Here is a 16,314-nt window from a genome sequence, read left to right on the forward strand (position 1 = left end):
TCGGCCGCCCGAATTCCCTATCGGGGCGCAAGCCCGGACCGAAAGGAAAGCGGAGGCACGAGAAGGAAAGGCTGAAGTGGTCCGTTCGGACGCCCGCGCAATCGACTCCGACCGAATTCACTGAAGGGCCTGAAGGGCTTGAAGGGCTTGTCCGCGCGCGACAGGGAGACGAACAAGTCATTCCGATTTTACTGGTCCCTGTCCTCCGCCACGGGGCGACCCGGAGCTTCCTGGACCAGGCACGGCCCGACGCCGCTCCGGGCCGGCGGGCCGAGTCCGCGTACTCCGTCCTCATGGGCCTGGAGAGCACCGAATAACCACTCGCACCACTCCCACCCCATGGGTAGCTTTCCGGACATGTACTCCCCGACCCCTGACGACTGGCACGACGCCAACCGCGCGCGCTGGGACGAACGCGTGCCGCTCCACATGGCGAGCGACTTCTACGAGCTGGACGCGTTCCTGGCGGGCAAGGAGGTGCTGCGCGCCTTCGAGCTGGCCGAGGTCGGCGACGTCACCGGGAAGACCCTGTTGCACCTCCAGTGCCATTTCGGCCTGGACACCCTCTCCTGGGCGCGGCGCGGCGCCGCACAGGTCGTGGGCCTCGACTTCTCCGAGCCCGCCGTCGAGGCCGCCCGGGGCCTGGCCGAATCGCTGGAACTGGGCCCGGACCGGGCCTCGTTCGTCGCCGCCGACGTGTACGACGCGCCGGCCGCCGTCCCCGACTCCGCGTACGACATCGTCTACACGGGCATCGGCGCGCTGGGCTGGCTGCCCGACCTCGACCGCTGGGCCGAGACCGCCGCCTCGCTGGTCGCGCCCGGCGGATTCCTCTACCTCGCGGAGTTCCATCCGCTGACCGACTCGATGGACGAGACCGGTTCGGTCGTCACCGACGACTACTTCAGCCGCGACGCCTGGGTGGAGGAGACGCCGGGCACGTACGCCGACCTCGACGCGCCGACCGTGCACAACCGCAGCGTCGAATGGCAGCACCCGGTGGGCCGGGTGGTGACGGCGCTCGCCGCGGCCGGCCTGCGGATCGAGTTCCTCCACGAGCACGATTCCACGCTCGTCCAGCGGTTCGGCGTGCTGGAGCGCCACGAGGACGGCCACTACCGCTTCCCGGCGAGCCGGCCGAGAATTCCGCTGATGTACTCGATCAAGGCGTCGCGCCCCGCGGAGCATCAGGGATAACCGCGGGCCGGTGCCGCTCCGCGGGGCTTCTCCGGCCGATTGTCAGTGGCGGGGTACACACTCGTTTCCATGACCGACACGACAGGCGGAACGGCGGGCGGAGCCACGTCCGGTACGGCTTTTGGCACCACGCCGGGGGCGGCTTCCAGCACCACACCCGATACGGCTCCCGGCGCCACGCGCGGGACGACGACGGCCGCGCTGCGCGGTGCGGTCGAGGCGTACTGGTCGGCGGCCGAGGCGCGCGACTGGAGTGCGTTCGGGGCGATCCTCGCCGAGGGCGTGGTGTACGACCTGCCGCAGACGCGGGAGCGGATCCTCGGCAAGGAGCGGTATCTCCGGTTCAACCAGGAGTATCCGGGCGACTGGCACGTCCGGGTCGAGCGGATAGTCGTCGACGCGGAGGGCCGGCAGGCCGCCGCGCGGACCGGTTTCACCGTGACGGGAGATCAGCCGGGGGAACAGCCGGAGGAGATGGACGCCATCCACTTCTTCACGTTCGACGAGAAGGGGCTGATCACCGGGGTGACGGACTTCTGGCCCGAGTCGTACGAACCGCCGGCCGGCCGCGAGCACCTGGTCGAGCGCTACTGAGCACGGCGGCCCACCGGTCGCCCGGTGAACCGCCGTTCCGCAAGCGGACCTGCGCCGCGGAGTCACCACTACGCAGCCACACCACGCAGCTACACCACGCAGCTACACCACCGGGCTACACCGCCGAGCGGAAGGCGGGCAGATAGCCGCCCGACTGCCCGGCGGCCTTGGGGTGGTACGAGTTGTAGATCGGGACGGTGACGCTGTGGAGCCAGGGGTCGCCGGAGCACAGTTCGTGTCCGGTGAATTCGTCCACCACGCTGGAGAAGGTGAACCCGGCGTCGGCGGACCGCTTGGCCAGGACGTCGTTCAGTACGTCCGACGCGTTGTTGATCGCGGACCGTTCTGCCTCGGTGAGCCCGGCGATGCAGCTGCCGGACAGCCGGTAGAAGCGGGGGTAGCCGAGGACCACGACCTCGGCCTGCGGGGCGCGGGCCCGGATGCTGTCGTAGAGCGAATCGAGGCTGCCGGGAAGGGAGCTGTTCATCTGCGAGATGGCGTTGTTCACGCTGTTGAGGCAGGTGGCCTCGCTCGACAGCACACAGTCCTGCATGACGTCGGCGAACCCGACGTCATTGCCTCCGGCGGTGACGCTGACCAACGAGGTGGACGCGTTGAGCACCCCGAGCTGACCGCTGGCCACGGACGAGGTGGTCGCTCCCGAACAGGCGACGAAGTCGAACGAGGCGGGGGAGTTCGCCGCCTGCCACAGATACGGGTAGGCGTTGGTGCTGCGTCGGCAGTCGCCGCTGTCGGGAAGATAGCTTCCGGCGCCGACACCTGAGGAGTAGGAGTCGCCGAGCGCGGCATAGCCGCCCGCGGCGGCCGAGTCGGTTGCGGAAGCCGGTCCCGCGACGCCGAGAGCGGCGACGGCGGCGAGCGCGAGCGTGACGACGGATGCGCGGATTCTCCGTACTGACATGGCTGCCAGCCCTTCGAGGAGTGGGGGGGGGATGAGGGGATGCGGGGACGAGCTGTGGGGGGACAAGCGGGGGGTTGGGGGAGCGATGCAGTTTCTAGCAGCTCGCGGTACCCGCCGGTAATGCCCGCGTGAGAAGTCGTCTGATATGCCCGAATGATCGTTCGGTGAGCCATGCTCCGCGCGTAGATAAACCCTCAACTCCGTGCCGGAAGAAGCAAGTTCGAGGAAGTTCTGTGCGTCTCGGAGGGGTCGGATGGGCGGCGATTCGCGGTGCGGAAGGGCCCTGTAGGGCCTGCGGCGCACCGGCTGTTTCATCCGTACGGGGGATGGTGATGGTGATGGTGGAGCCGCCGGGCGGGCGAGCGGGCGCCGGTCCGTGTCAGGCCGTGAAGGCGCCGCAGACGCCGGTCCAGATGCTGGTGATCGCGCTGACGGTGAGGGTGAACGGCTCCGCGACATCCCCGCGGACCGAGAGGGCCGCGGCGCCGGTCGATAAGGACGAGTCAGTGCGGGGTGCGGTGCTCGGATGCTGCCAGGAATCGGCGACGCGACCGGGACCGGACCGGTCCCGGTCGCTCCGCCCCGCTCACGGGGCACCCGACAGATCGTCCACCAGCAGGTCGAGCGTCGCCTCCTCATGGAGCGCCACCCCGAGCGCTGCCATGGCAGGGGCGAGGCCCGAGTCCCACATCGCGCCGACGGGCTGACCGGCCAGCGGCAGTTGAGGAATTCCCCCGGCCCGGCTGCGAGTGGCCAGGTGCTCGTAGTCGTCGGCGCCCATCCGCCATGGCCGGGCCGCGTAACGGCGCATGATCCGGTTCGCCAGAGCGATGCCCGGCCAGTCGAAGTCGCCGTGGTAGGCGAAACGGCAGCCGGTGGAGGCAAGGGCGTCGAGAAGGGTGAGGACAACCGTCGCGGCGCTGCCGGAGGTGCAGACCAGGGGCCGCGAACAGCCCCAGTCCGCTGCGGCCTCCACCACACGTGGGTTCTCACAGATGTGGACGACGGTTCCGGCGGGCAGCCGAAGCCGCATGTCGAGCAGGTCCCGGGATGTCAGGTGGGTCTCCGCACAGTGGTCGGCCCGCTCCCGCAGCGACCTCGCACGCCAGTCCTCGCCGAGGGGCCGGAGGCCGTACGTCAGTACGGTGCTGGAGACCTCGTCCGGGGTGACCGAGACCAGCCGCCACAGGGCCCGCCGGCCCGCCGCGTCGCCGGGAACGTCCGTGCCGTGGGCCAGGACGATGCCGCGCTGGACGAGGCGGGCGAGCCAGGTGCCGTCGTCCAGACCGTGCGCCGAACCCGTCGCCGACGCGGCCAGCTCGCCGCGGCCCCGTGTGTCAGTACGTTTCGGGTCGAGCAGTACGCCGAGTACCTGGACCGCCTGCCGAAGCGTCCGTACTGCCGCCTCCGGTGCCAGGCCCTTCGGCATGCCGGTGCGTCGCAGCACATCCGACCACTGCTTCGTCCACTCCAGCCCGGCCAACGGCGACGCGTCGAGGGATGAGGCGAGCGCGGCCCAGACACGCTGCCGCTCTGCCGCGTTCTCCTCGCGGGCCGCACGGCGATCGGTGAGCGGAGGGCCGAGTTCCGCCAGGACCTGCCTGAGCCCGAGCCCCGCGGCCGAGGCCCGCAGGCGCTCGTCGAGCACGTCGAGCCGCACGGTCACAGCCGTACCCGTGAGGGGCCTGCCCAGCAGGAGCGACAGGTCGGTCCGTTCCCGGGCGCTCACCGCTGTCAGCCGGAGGGAGCCGGTGGACCGCACCCCGTTGCTCTCCAGGCGTTTACGCGCGCCGCTCCAGAGCCGCGCGAGAGCGGGACCCGCCAGCCAGTCGCGCGTGGCGGGCGGAAGGGCGCTCATATCGATGCCAGTCGTCGGTGGCGACCGTTCCACGTGTAGTGCAACGTGGCCACTCCGCGTACATGAGGGTCGCGCAGGCACTCGTAGATGTGCAGGGAGGGCACCTCGGCCCAATTGCCCATCAGGCGTTCGCTCGTGAGAACGAAGTCGAGGTCCAGATCGACCAGGATGCGGCCCAGGCGCCCGTGCGTGGGCTCGTCGACCTTGGCGAAGGCGTCGTCCAGGAGGATCAGCCGCGGCGCGTGCGGAGCCGAGTCGGCGAGGCTGGTGAAGTGGGCGGCAGCGGCGGCGAAGAGCACGAGGTACGAGAGCACGCGCTGCTCTCCCTGGCTCAGGCCGGTGCGGCCGGTCAGTTTCCTTCTGCGCCCGGGGGCGGCGTCCTCGACCACGAAGGTGTGGAAGGTGAACCAGGAGCGGTAGTCCAGCGCGGTGCGCAGGTGCGCGGTGTAGCCGGCCGACGGATCGGTGCGGCGGGCATCCTCGATACGGCGTTGCAGTACGTCGCGGAGCTGCTCGGTCTGCTCGCGCGTCCGGAGGCTCGACGGGCTGCGCAGCAGTTCGACGGCCACCCGCACGTCGGCGTCGGCGTCATCGTCGAGCTTCCAGAGGAGTTCCACGCCGAGGCCGTGCGAGGTCCGTACGGTCTTCAGCGTGGCGTTGAGGGCCGCGACCAGGTTGGCCGCCGTGATCACCTGCGCGGAGAGGTGGTCGCCGAGCTCGCCGGTCAGGAAGCGCTGGAACACCTCGCTCTCGCGGTCGGTGAGCCTTCCCCGTGCCTCCGCGGCCTCCACGGCGATCCGCTCGCCCACGACCGCGACATCGTGCGAACCGTGGTCGTCGAGCAGGCGGCACACCTTGATGCCGTCGTGTTCGTCGAGCTGCGCGTCGTAGCCGCCCGCCAGTTGGTCGCGCAGCGTCGTGTGTCGTCTCAGGAGAAGGCCGTCGGACACCTCTTCCCGGTGACGACCGAGACTCCGGTCCACCGCATCCGCCAGTGCGCGCAGTGCGCGCAGGCGGTCGCGTGCGTCGGAACCCGGGTCGTCCGGCAGCTCACGGGGGAGGGACGAACGGTCCAGTCCCGCTCCGATGACGACTTCCGGACGGCTGAGAGCACCGCGCAGAGCACGGCCGGTCTCGATCACGGCTGTTTCCTGATCCGCCAGTTCCTCGCGTAGGCGTTCCTCCTTCTCCTCCGCCCGCACACGTTGGTCGCGCAGTCCGTTGTGGTCGCGCTCTCTCGCCGGGATGGCCCCCACGGCGTTCGCGATACGGTCCTTGGCCGCCTGTTCGGCGGCGAGGATCCTCTCCTCGGACGATCCGACGGCGGTCTCCCGGGTCCGGAGGTCCCCCCGCGCGGTGAGCAGTTGCCGCTGTCGAAGCCGGTAGCCCTCTTCCGCTTCCGTGCGCTTCTCGCGGGCCCCCGCGTACCGCCGGTCGTCCGCCTGGCTTCCGCCGAGCCGGGCGACCGTACCGGAGACCGCCCTGCGCAGGTGACCGACGCCGGTGATCAGCGAGGCCAGCGCGGTGCGTACACGGTCCAGTGCGACGGCGTCGGTGGGCAGGTCGTGGGCGGTCGCGGTGGCGTCCGCCTCGGAGCGCGTCGAGACGGCCAGAGCGCGGGCCTCCTCCGCCCGGCGCGCCGCATCGGTCGCCTTGGCGGAGAGTGTTCGTGCCGTCCTCTCCTGCGAAGCATGCGTGTTCCAGGCGTCGGAGAGCCGCTGCGCCCGAGGGAAGTCGCGTTCCGCTCGCGCGAGGGCCCGTCGCCGGGAATCGGCTGCGGCGAGCTCGGTACGGGCCTCGGCCGACCGCCGTTCCGTCTGCCCGAGCCGGTCCTCCAGCTCGGCCAGTGCGCGTCGCCGGGTCTCGGCCCGCACCGCTGCGCCCACGTACTCGGCGGCGCTCTTGTGGTGCTGCCCTCGGAGGGCTCCCAGCCGCCAGCTACCGTCGAAGTGGACCGCACTCGCGGCCGTCGTCCCCGCGGCCGGTGCGAGCACGATGGCTGACAGCAGGTGCTCCACCTGCTCGGATGTGATGCCGCTCTCCGGCCGCGCGGCCGGGCGGAGGGCTGAGGCGAGGGTCCCTGCCACTGGCTGCGGTTCGTGGGCCGGGGCCCCGTGGAGAAGGGTGTCTCCGGTGAGCGGGTCGATAAGGGCACCGCCCGTGCCGACCCACGCGTCGAGGATCCCGCTTGCCTCCAGTGCCGCCTCCAGACCGGCCCGTTCGGCGGCGGCCAGGTGCTCGGCGAAGTCCACCAACCGGTAGAAGGGCGTGCCGTCGGCCGGGTTCCTTGCCGCGCCGCGGTGGTACGGGGCAGGAGGCTCAGGGTCCGTACGGCGTTCCCAGGCCCGTTTCTCCTCGGTCAGGCGGTCGATCTCCTCGCCGAGCCGGCCGACGCCGAGAGCCATGCTGTCGCGGCGCCGGGTGAGGGCGTCCGCGTAGGGCTCCAGGGCCGTGTGCGCCGTCTGCCGTGCGTGGGTGTCCGCACCGGCCGGGAGGGTGCGGTCGGAGAACGGCGTGTCGGGGTCGGCCGTGCAGGCCACTTCCGCGAGGACGGCATCCAGCGACGGGCACTCGGCGCCTGCCGCGGTCCGTGTCTCCCGCACCCACACGGCGACCTCGTCGGCGTACCCCCGGCTCTCCTCCACGACCTTCTGGCGGCTGACCTCGCGACGGTCGGCGGCTTCCTCCGCCTCGCCCTCCAGCCGTTCCCGCGCCTCGTCGGCCCGCACCGCGCCACTACGTGCCTCGTCGGCCCGTGTGGAGAGCCGGACTACCTCCTGGACCCTCCGCTGCCGGTTCCGTACGACGGTCTCGGCGGCTCCCAGCTGCTCCTGCCAGGACCGCAGTCCGGCCTCCGTCGTCGCCGTGTCCACCCGCATCACCGGTCGGTGCCGTACGGTCTGCTGTTCCCCGTCCGGGCTGGTCAGCTCCGTCTGCGCCGACGAGGAACGGACGGTGCGCGGCAGAGCGAGAGCCTCGCCAAGATGCGCGGCGGGAAGTGCCGCACGCTCCGCCTGGACCAGCAGTTCCCGGTGCTCCGTGGCCAGTTCGGTGAGTCGGGTGCCCAACTCCTCGCCGCCCTCGTCCAGCCGTTCGGCCGCGCTCTCCTCCGCCTCGTGCGCGCCGCGCAACGCGGCGAAGGCGGTCATGGCCGTGGTGTGCAGGGCCTCCACCGTGCTGCGGCGCTCCGACAGCTCGCGCAGGCCGCGGTAGGCGTGGCTGTCGTGCAGTGCGGCGAGCTCCGTCCGGGCGGACTCCTCCTCCTCGCGGAGGGTCCTCAGCCCCTCCTCCGATTCCTTCTCGCGCTCGTTCAGGACGCTCGTGTGCCGCGCGGCGTCCCCGGCGTTCCGGCGGCGCTCGGAGAGAGTGTCCAGCTCCCGGCCCACGCCCCGGGCCGAGGAGCGCAGGACCCCGGCGAGGTAGTGGCGGTAGTCGGCGAGGAAGGTGCGCAAGGCCGCGTCGGTACGTTCCAGGCGCCCCAGTTCGGCGCGCACGGTGTCCAGATCGTGGAGGTTGCGCGCCACCTTCTCCACCACGTCCTCGTCGAGTCCGGGCAGGGTCTCACTCAGCAGGACGGCCAGACCGCCGTGCTCGATACGGTCCCCGACCGTGGGCCGCCGCAGTCGGTGCAGGAGCTGGGTGAGGTTGCGGTAGCGCGTCGCGTCCGTGATCCCGAAGAGGTCGCGGGCCACGCGGGCACGGTGCTCCACCGCTCGGTCCGTCGTGTTGCCGGAGCCGACGATCTCCTTGAGCCGGTCGACGGCGAGGGGTTTGCCCGCCTCGACCAGGTGCAGGTCCTCGCCGACGCGCAGCGGGGTGACGAAGAAGACCGGCACCGCCTTCTGCGCCGACTTCGAGGCACGGACAGCGGCGCCGAGCGTCAGACAGCGGTGGTCGCCGGCCTCGTCCGTCCCTCGGAACTCCACCCACAGATAGCCGAGCCGGTTGGTCTGCTCGAAGCCGTCCAGCATCAGCCAGGCGAGCGTCGTCCGCCCGGTGCCGGTGGCATCGAGGGCCCGGGAGTCGCCGTCCAGGAGGTACGGGAGCAGCATCTCCAGGGCCTTGGACTTGCCTGCCCCGTTCTTGCCGCGCAGCAGCAGCCGCCCGTCACCGAAGGCGAACTCCTGCTCGTCGTACTGCCAGACGTTCTGGATGCCCGCGCGGTGCAGCCGGAAGCGGGTGCTCGCCGTCGGTGTGTGACCTGAACGCGGAAGCGGAACAAGACCACGGGCATCGGCGGTCATAGCGGCAACTCCTGCTGGGTGTCGGTGGGTTCGTGCCGCCCGCCGGTCGCCCGCACGGTGACCCGGGTGGCGTAGCGGGCCGCTGGGGCGAGCAGGACCCAGCCCTCGCCGCCGCTGGGCCTGGCCGCACGGACGTCGGTGACCTGGCGTCCCTCCGGCAGCTCGTCGGCGTACTCCTCCGGCAGCCCCGCCCCCTCGGATCGCAGCGGGTCGGCAGGGGCGATCAAGCGCATACGGGAGAGCAGGTCCAGCACGGCTTCACGCAGGGCATCGGGGTCCTCGAGGTAACCGCGCTGCCAGTTACCGCGCCGCCCGTACTCCGCGACCAGCTCGGCCAGAAGCCCATCCACCACACCGTCCGGAACGGCGACCCCGACGACGAGAACCCCACCGGTCGCGGGGTGTCCGGGCTCCGCCGGGCGGAGCCGCTCCACCAGCCGTTCCACCAGCAGCAACGCGGCCTGGGCTACGGTCCCCGTCCCGGGCAGGTGGAGATCGGTCAGCTCCTCCTCGGGGTCGACCAGGGCCACTCCCTCGGCGCGGATCTCCGTCTCCAGGCCGAGGAGTTCGAGGAACGCCTGGGCCTCCCGGCGCTGGCGGGTGCGGAGCCAGTCGCGTTCGGTGTCGGTCAGTTCGTCGAGGTGGACGACAGGGGTCTCGACGAGCATCCGGCGCACATAGGTGCGCGGCCCTCCGAATCCCGGGTCCGCCGCCTGCCGGACCAGGTCGGCGCCGTCCCGCGACTGGGCGAGCGGTCCGGCCACGATGACGCGGGCGAGCTCCCGGTCGACCGTGATCAGCGCCTCTCCGTCGGCCTCCTGGGCGATGACGCCCACGTGGCCGTGGGTCTCGATCAGGACGCCCCACTGGACGAGCTGCCGCAGAGCCGCGACCAGCGTCCGCTTCCCGGCCGCCCGTCCGGTCTCCTCCAGCTCGACGTCCGCGTCGGCCGCCGAGGCCCGGATGTCGGCGACGAGCTGGGACAACAGCAACTGCTCCGGCGCGGTGACCAGCACGGAGAGGGCCAGTGCCAGACAGGCGTAGGTGTGCGGGGTGAAGGGGGTACCGGTGGACCGTACGAGCCGGTGCCCCGACCGGGCTCCGAGCCCGGCCTTGAACAGCCGGGCGTAGGAGCTGTCGACCAGGAGACGGTAGCCGAGCACTTGCTGGAACCGGCCGCCCAGCCAGTCGGCGTGCCTGCGGACCAGCGGAAAGAGGTCGGCGTGCGGGCCGTCCGATGTGACCAGCGGGTGGGCGAGCAACAGCCTTGCCGCGGTGCGGCGTTCGGTGGCCAGAGCCACGTCGTGGGCGGAGGGGAGCGTCATGACACGCTCACCTCCCCCCTACCGTCGGCGGGCACACCGCGTGGCTGCGTGGGAAGCGCCTCGCTCCCGGTCGGCTCCGCTTTGCCCGCCGTGTCGGCCGTCCTGTGGACCACCAGCTCCAGGTCGTCCAGCAACAGATCCCCGTCGGCCGAGCGGAGAAGCGTGCGCGTTCCCGCCGTACGGTGCACGGTGAGCCGGATGCCCAGATCGGCGTCCTCGCTCCACGCCGTGTCCAGCCCGAAGCCCGGCTCCTCCCGCCCGTCCGCCTCCGCGCGCCGTCTGAGCTGCGCGTTCCCGAGCGCCGTGGCCAGCAGCTCCAGGAGCAGGCCGAGCGCCGCCGAAGTGAGCCGTACGCCGTCGAATCGGGCGGACGCGCTGCACAGCTCGTCCGCCGCGGCGCTTCGGTCCGCTCCCCGCTGACGCGCCGCCTCCCGCAGCCGTTCCTTCTGCACGGAATGGTCCTCCACCGACGCCGTCCGGCCTCGCTGGGCGCGGCTGCCCCTCTCGCGCAGCGCGACCGGCACCTCGACCACCGGGCCGCTCCACCAGCTGGTGTAGGCGGGCACCACCTCGTCGGCGACGGGCGGTATGCCCAGGTGGCGGGCGCCGTACAGGCCGAAGGCGGCGACGGCGATGTCGTGCGCGTCCTGCGGCGCGGCCTCGTCGAACCACCGGGCCAGCCGCAACAGGTCCCGGCGCCGCGACATCTCGCCGGTGGCCGAACGCAGCATCCGCTTGGCGTTGGCCAGCAGCGACTGAAGGGCCCGCAGGGTGGCGTCGCGCAGCTGGTCGACCTGGCTGCCCTGCCCGTCGGTGTCCCGGAACCAGCCCCGCAACCCCTCCCAGTCCGCGAGCTCGCGCCCCCGGCTGCGCTGGACGCGGGACTCCGGGCGGCCCTCGCTCTGCGCCGGCAGCCCGGCGAGCCCCTGGGCGTGGGCGTCCAGCCGGTCCAGCAGGCCCGGGAGGTGCGGCCACAGGACTTCCAGGGCCGCTGAGATGCGGGGCGCGCGGAAGGACACGTCCTCGGTGATGGCCTCGACGTAGTCCAGAAGGAGTTCCTTGAAGCCCTGGTACTCGCCGCTGTCCAGGTCGTACCGGGCGAGCACCTGGCCGAGATAGGCGTAGAAGTCCCGGACGGAGTCGGCGAACCCGGCGAACTGCACGAACAGTGTGCTGACCCGCTCCAGCCCGTCCTGCGGGGCGACGCCGCCCGGCCCGGCGACCAGCCCGGCCAGCTCCCGCAGCCCGCGCTCGACCAGGGCCAGCAGTTCGTTGCTCACCTCGCGGGCGGCGTCGGCCTCGGCCAGCACCCCGTCGGCGTCCCGCTGGACGCGCTCGCCCAGCCGCGACAGCTGGTAACGGGCCCGCGAACGCTGGTACTCGGTGATGCTGGTCGCCCTCACCGTGTGGCTGCCGCGCAGCAGGTTCCCCCACTTCGCCAGCTGCTCCAGCCGCGCCGTCAGCGGGTCGGCGTCGAGTCCGGCGGCGGGCCCGCCGCCCTCGCGCAACTTCGCCATCACGTCCGGGACGGCCAGGTCAGCCAGGAGCGTGCCGCAGAAGACCCGCATGATCGCGAGGTACTCCAGCCGCTCCGGCGCGCTGAGGTACGTGTACGCGTTCAGCCGGCGGCGGGTCTCCTCGGCGTCAGGGGCCGAAGGCGCGTCGCCGGTTTCCGGTGGTGTGCCGGGTGCGGGTTCCTCCATGTCTGCGAGGTTACGTGGGGGGTCCGACAGGCGCTGTGGGGTGGCCGGAACTGGTCTCCCGGTAACCGGCGCATCGACCCCGGGCGGGATGAAGGCGGGGCGACGGAGCCGGTCGCCTTCGCCGGGGCCGGAACGTCACCCCCGTCGCTCGTCGGTGTCGTACAGCCGCCAGGCCGGCCAACGCGCCGCTTCGGTTTCGCCGTCACCACGGCCCAGCAGGTTCCGGCGGTGCAGCATGAGCCGGAGGTGGCGTGCCGCGTCGCCGTCCTCCTCCACTCCTCGATCGAGAAGTACGGCTCGGGGAGCCGCACCGCCGACGCCACGCACCACGGCGTCCGCGGGATGCCCGTGAACGGTCTCGCCCAGCGTGACCGTGGCTCCCTCCGCGAGGGAGAGGGTCCGGTACAGGCGTTTGAGCAGTACGTCCTCGTCTCCGCCACCCGGGGCCGCGCCGTCCCGCTCCGAAACCTCCAGCAGCGCGGCGCCCACGCCTCCCCGCTTGCGCCAGAACTCCTTGTCCCCCACCACGACGAGGTGACCGCGTGCCCGGGTGACGGCGACGTTCCACAGGTTCAGCTGTCCACCGACCCACCCGACGGCGCCGGGATGCATGCCTTCGCCGGCGACGAGGGAGAACACCATGACGTCGCGCTCGCCGCCCTGGAAGGTGTGCACCGTGCCGATGCGCAGACGTTCCTCGTCATACGGTCCCAGCCGCTTCCTCAGCGCTTCGGCCTGGGGCGCGAAGGGCGTGACGACACCGACGGTGGCCTCGGGCGGGAGCTGTTCCAGCAGATAGCGGACGCTGTCGTGCACTTTGCGGATCTCGTCCTCGTTGACCCAGGAACCACCGAACGGAGGGTGGGCGGCCCGCCCGGTCACATCCGTCCAGATGACGGCGGGGCGGCGGGCCAGAGCGGGACGGCCACGGGTGTCGGTGAGAACGGTCAGCCCACCGTCGTAGAAGAGTTCGTTGGAGATCCCGGCGATGTGCGGATGACAACGGAAGTGCTCGTCGAGAAGGAGTGTGCCGCCCGCGGACTGTTGGGCCGCGTGGAAGGCGGAGTGGCGCCGGTAGGCGAGGTGGTGCTTCTCCAGCCAGTCGGACCGCAGCTCGTTCCCGCGCCGGATGAGAGCCTCGCGGTGCGGGCTGGTCTGCGTGATGTGCGTGAGCTGCATGGGGTCGCCGATGACCAGGGCGCGTCGCGCGCGGAACAGCAGCGGCAGGACGTGCGGGATGGCGCACTGGCTGGCCTCGTCGACGACGACGAGATCGAACAGGGCCGGGCCCAGCGGGAACCGCCGGGCCGAAAGACTGGTGACGGCCCATCCGGCCACCGCGGGCACATCCGTGGAGCCGTCCGAGCAACCCAGAACCCTCCGCATCTGCGGCCAGTCGCTGTGCTTGCCGTCCCGAGCCGCCAACAGGTCCAGAATGCGGTGGCGTCCGGCCCATGCGGCGGCTCGGACCTTGGCGGCGAGGAGCGTGCGTGAAGCGTCCTGGACGGTGCTCTCCGCATCGCGGAGGGCACGCGTGAGCGCTGTGTCGTCAACGGCGGCCGCGTGCTCACGCCCGTCACGCCAATCCGCCTCGGCCGAGGCGAAGCCGGCGAGCGCGAGGCAGCCCGCGGCGGGATCACCGGCGTACCCCTCCAGACCGGCCTCGCGCAGGAAACGGGCCCGGCGCCACGATCCGAGGAACCGCGCGCGGGAGAGACGGCGTGCCTTGTCCTCCAGCTCCCTCGGCCGGGGCGGACCACCGAGCAGGTCACGGAGATCGGGGACGGTGATACCGAGCTGTTCCGCGTGGTGGGCGCGGACTTCGCCCGCGCGGCGAAGCCGCAGCTCGCTCTCCGCGACGTGGGCCAGACCCTGCCGTACCTCTGCCAGACGTTCGGCGGCCAGCGTGGTGGCCATGAACGCCGTGGCCACGGTGGTGGACGGCTCCGGGCCGGTACGCAGCGCGTGCAGCGCGGCGGCCTCGTGCTCCGCGTTGCTCGTGCCGTTCTTCTTCCGCGCCGAACCGGTGCGGACGACGCTGCCGGGCATCAGCTCGTCGCAGCGGCGCCATACCTCGTCCACGGCATCGTTGTTGGTGGACGCGACCAGTACGGTCTGACCCGCCGCGATCGCCGTGGCCACGAGATTGGCGACCAGCTGGCTCTTTCCGGTGCCGGGCGGGCCGGTGGCCACGGTGAGGCGGTGGGTCATGGCGGACCGGAGAACCGCGCTCTGGGCCTCGTTGCAGGGCAGCGGTGTCACGAGGCGCACGGGTTCGGGGTCCGTGTGGGTGAGGGACCGGGCACGCTGCGAGGCGTCGGGCGCGAGGGCCCCGAGGGCGGTCCTCCCGATCCGGTCCGTCCGCTCGGCGATGCCGTCGATGTCTTTGAGGAGGTTCTTCGTGAAGCCCGTCCGGGGGCGCGCCGCGAACAGGACCGCGGTGTTTCGGGCACCGTGGCCGGGTGTGCGGACGTCGATGCGGTCGGCGAGCTGGTCGGGGCGGAGCTCCTGTACGCACGGCAGCTCGAACTCCTGCGTCAGGAGGTTCCGTACCTCCACCGCCATACGGTCATGCTGTCCTCGATGCCAGGACGGCTGAAACGTGTCGATGAGCTGGTTCGCCTCGTCCTCGCCCAGCCAGTCGAGCGCCAGCTGAGGATGTGGCTGGACCGGGCCGTACGGCTTCAGCCGCACCTCGCCCTCGTCCTGAACGATCTCGACCCGACGTACCAGCAGGGGCGCGAACTTCGGCTGCCGCCAGGGGCGTCCGGTGCGAGGCCCGGTGAGGACCACGGCCGGATAGCCCGCCCAGAGCTCGGCATCCTCCTCTGCCGCCGAATCCACCAGCGGGCCCGCTTCCTCGGGGAGCGCGACGCAGCCGTCGTCGTCGACGTCGCCGGAGATGAACCTCTCCGCGCCGTCCAGGCATACGTACGACGTGTCCTGGCGGCTCACCTCCATCAGAGGTGTCTCGGCGCTCTCGGCCAGGACGCACTCGCGGTAGTAGTCCAGGAGGTTGGTCCAGGTGGGCTGCGCGTGAGCGGATTTCGCGGCATGCGGTTCTGCCACTTCTCCGGCGACGGGCCGCGGCCGAGAGCTCAGAGGATCGAGGACGGGGGCCCGGCCGAAGGGGCTGTCCGCGATGACGATGCGGTCGTCGACGCCGAGCGCGGACTGCACCGGCACCTGACGCCCGCCGTCCTGGGCACGCATACGCCGGTTGACATGGTGGAACAGGTCGCTGACCGTTACCGCGCTGCCGCCGTCCTTGCTGACCTTCCCCGTGCGCAGCGCTTCGACGACCTCTCCGGTGAACGCCGACGGCTTCACATGATCGCCGCCGCCCGCGTCCGCGTACGAGTCCTCCCCGGCCCGCGAGGACGACAGGACGTACACGCCCCTGCTGGTCAGCGGGGGCCGCTCGCCGGACTTGGCCACGGAGCTGTCGGGTTGCCGGTCCGACGTACGCAGACCCACGGCGAACCCGCCGCTGCGGCAGCAGTCGATCATCACGATCTTCTGCGGGGCGACGCACTCCTCCAGCGCGTCGTTGAGGAACCCGGCGCTGACTCCGGTCGCGGCCACCCGGTCGTAGTCGGTGTCCTTGCCGACGAAGTGGAACTCGCCACCGTCACGTACGGTCCGCACACCGTGCCCGGAGACGTACACGAGCGCGAGTTCGTCCTCCTCGCGCTCCTGAAGGAACTCCCCGATGACCGCCCGCATGTCATCGGCCGCGAGATCGGATTCGGTCCGCACGGAGACGAAGTTGCCGATCTTGCGATGCTTCAGGACCTGGGCGAGCCCCCATACGTCCGCCCGTACGGAAGCCAGCGGGGAGAAGCGGCCGTCGTCGTAGTGCTCGTTGCCGATCAGGAGAGCCCGGCGCCTGTGGAGGCGGGTCACGCCGCGCCGTCGTCCGACGCGGGACCGTCGTCGCCGGCGACCCGGTCCTGGAACTCCCGGACCATGCGCTCCTGTGCGGCGTCCGGACGCCCGGTGATCTCGACGGAGTCGTCCCCGACGGTGACCACGACCTTCCGGTGCCGCTCCTTGGCGCACCACTCCTTGATCAGGGTGATCAGGACCTGGGACGCCGGGCGGGCGACGGCGGCGGTGGCGGCGGCCCAGAGAGCTACCTCGCCCACACCGGTGCCCTTACGGCCCGGTTCGGTGGGTCCGTCGGCGTCATGGAAGCCGACGACGAGATCGTCCGCTCTGCGCAGGGTGTCGTGCAGATCCCGGGTGAGGCGTTCCTGCCGGAGTGTGTCGCCGCTCGTGGGCACGGTGAGTGTCCACGGCGATCCCCCGTCGCGCATGTGCTGCTCCTTGCGTTCGCCTATGTGCTTGCTGGGTCTGTCCAGCGACTCTGACATGCGGGCCTTCGCCAGGGACAACCGAGGCTGAGCTGGAGGGACGGCATCCGGCCACCCTGTCCAGCGTCGGAAGAGAGATGTCCGACCCGCTGTTG

Annotated in this window: 9 protein-coding genes; 2 read left to right on the forward strand and 7 right to left on the reverse strand. The window is 71.6% G+C overall.

Going from position 1 to position 16,314, the window contains the following annotated elements; genetic code table 11:
- Positions 1-357: 357 nt before the first annotated feature.
- On the forward strand, positions 358-1,197 hold the full coding sequence (locus ACZ60Q_RS09700; protein WP_469630818.1) for a class I SAM-dependent methyltransferase: 840 nt from the start codon (positions 358-360) through the stop codon (positions 1,195-1,197).
- Between the two features lie 201 nt (positions 1,198-1,398).
- Entirely contained in the window at positions 1,399-1,791 is a 393-nt protein-coding gene (locus tag ACZ60Q_RS09705) for a nuclear transport factor 2 family protein (RefSeq protein WP_469631309.1), read from the forward strand.
- 115 nt (positions 1,792-1,906) lie between these two features.
- On the opposite strand, the gene ACZ60Q_RS09710 is transcribed toward ACZ60Q_RS09705, so the two are convergent.
- The 7 genes from ACZ60Q_RS09710 to ACZ60Q_RS09740 form a co-directional block, all read right to left on the reverse strand.
- On the reverse strand, positions 1,907-2,713 hold the full coding sequence (locus tag ACZ60Q_RS09710) for an SGNH/GDSL hydrolase family protein (protein WP_469630821.1): 807 nt from the start codon (positions 2,711-2,713) through the stop codon (positions 1,907-1,909).
- Between the two features lie 586 nt (positions 2,714-3,299).
- Positions 3,300-4,571, reverse strand: a complete 1,272-nt coding sequence (locus tag ACZ60Q_RS09715; RefSeq protein WP_469630824.1) for a TIGR02679 family protein — start codon at positions 4,569-4,571, stop codon at positions 3,300-3,302.
- Positions 4,568-8,815: a TIGR02680 family protein gene (locus ACZ60Q_RS09720; RefSeq protein WP_469630827.1), complete on the reverse strand. Its 4,248-nt coding sequence runs from the start codon at positions 8,813-8,815 to the stop codon at positions 4,568-4,570. Before ACZ60Q_RS09720 ends, ACZ60Q_RS09715 begins: the two co-directional genes overlap by 4 nt.
- Positions 8,812-10,140 (reverse strand): TIGR02678 family protein, encoded by a 1,329-nt coding sequence (locus tag ACZ60Q_RS09725; protein ID WP_469630830.1) that lies wholly within the window; start codon positions 10,138-10,140, stop codon positions 8,812-8,814. The genes ACZ60Q_RS09720 and ACZ60Q_RS09725 overlap by 4 nt, the downstream gene beginning before the upstream one ends.
- Positions 10,137-11,843 (reverse strand): TIGR02677 family protein, encoded by a 1,707-nt coding sequence (locus ACZ60Q_RS09730; protein ID WP_469630832.1) that lies wholly within the window; start codon positions 11,841-11,843, stop codon positions 10,137-10,139. Before ACZ60Q_RS09730 ends, ACZ60Q_RS09725 begins: the two co-directional genes overlap by 4 nt.
- Positions 11,844-11,978: 135 nt before the next feature.
- Positions 11,979-15,749 (reverse strand): caspase, EACC1-associated type, encoded by a 3,771-nt coding sequence (locus ACZ60Q_RS09735; RefSeq protein ID WP_469630835.1) that lies wholly within the window; start codon positions 15,747-15,749, stop codon positions 11,979-11,981.
- Positions 15,746-16,162 carry a hypothetical protein gene (locus tag ACZ60Q_RS09740; RefSeq protein ID WP_469630838.1) on the reverse strand — a complete coding sequence of 139 codons (417 nt, stop codon included), beginning with the start codon at positions 16,160-16,162 and terminating at the stop codon, positions 15,746-15,748. Before ACZ60Q_RS09740 ends, ACZ60Q_RS09735 begins: the two co-directional genes overlap by 4 nt.
- Positions 16,163-16,314 lie beyond the last annotated feature (152 nt).

Source organism: Streptomyces sp. NPDC104313 (assembly GCF_055583985.1).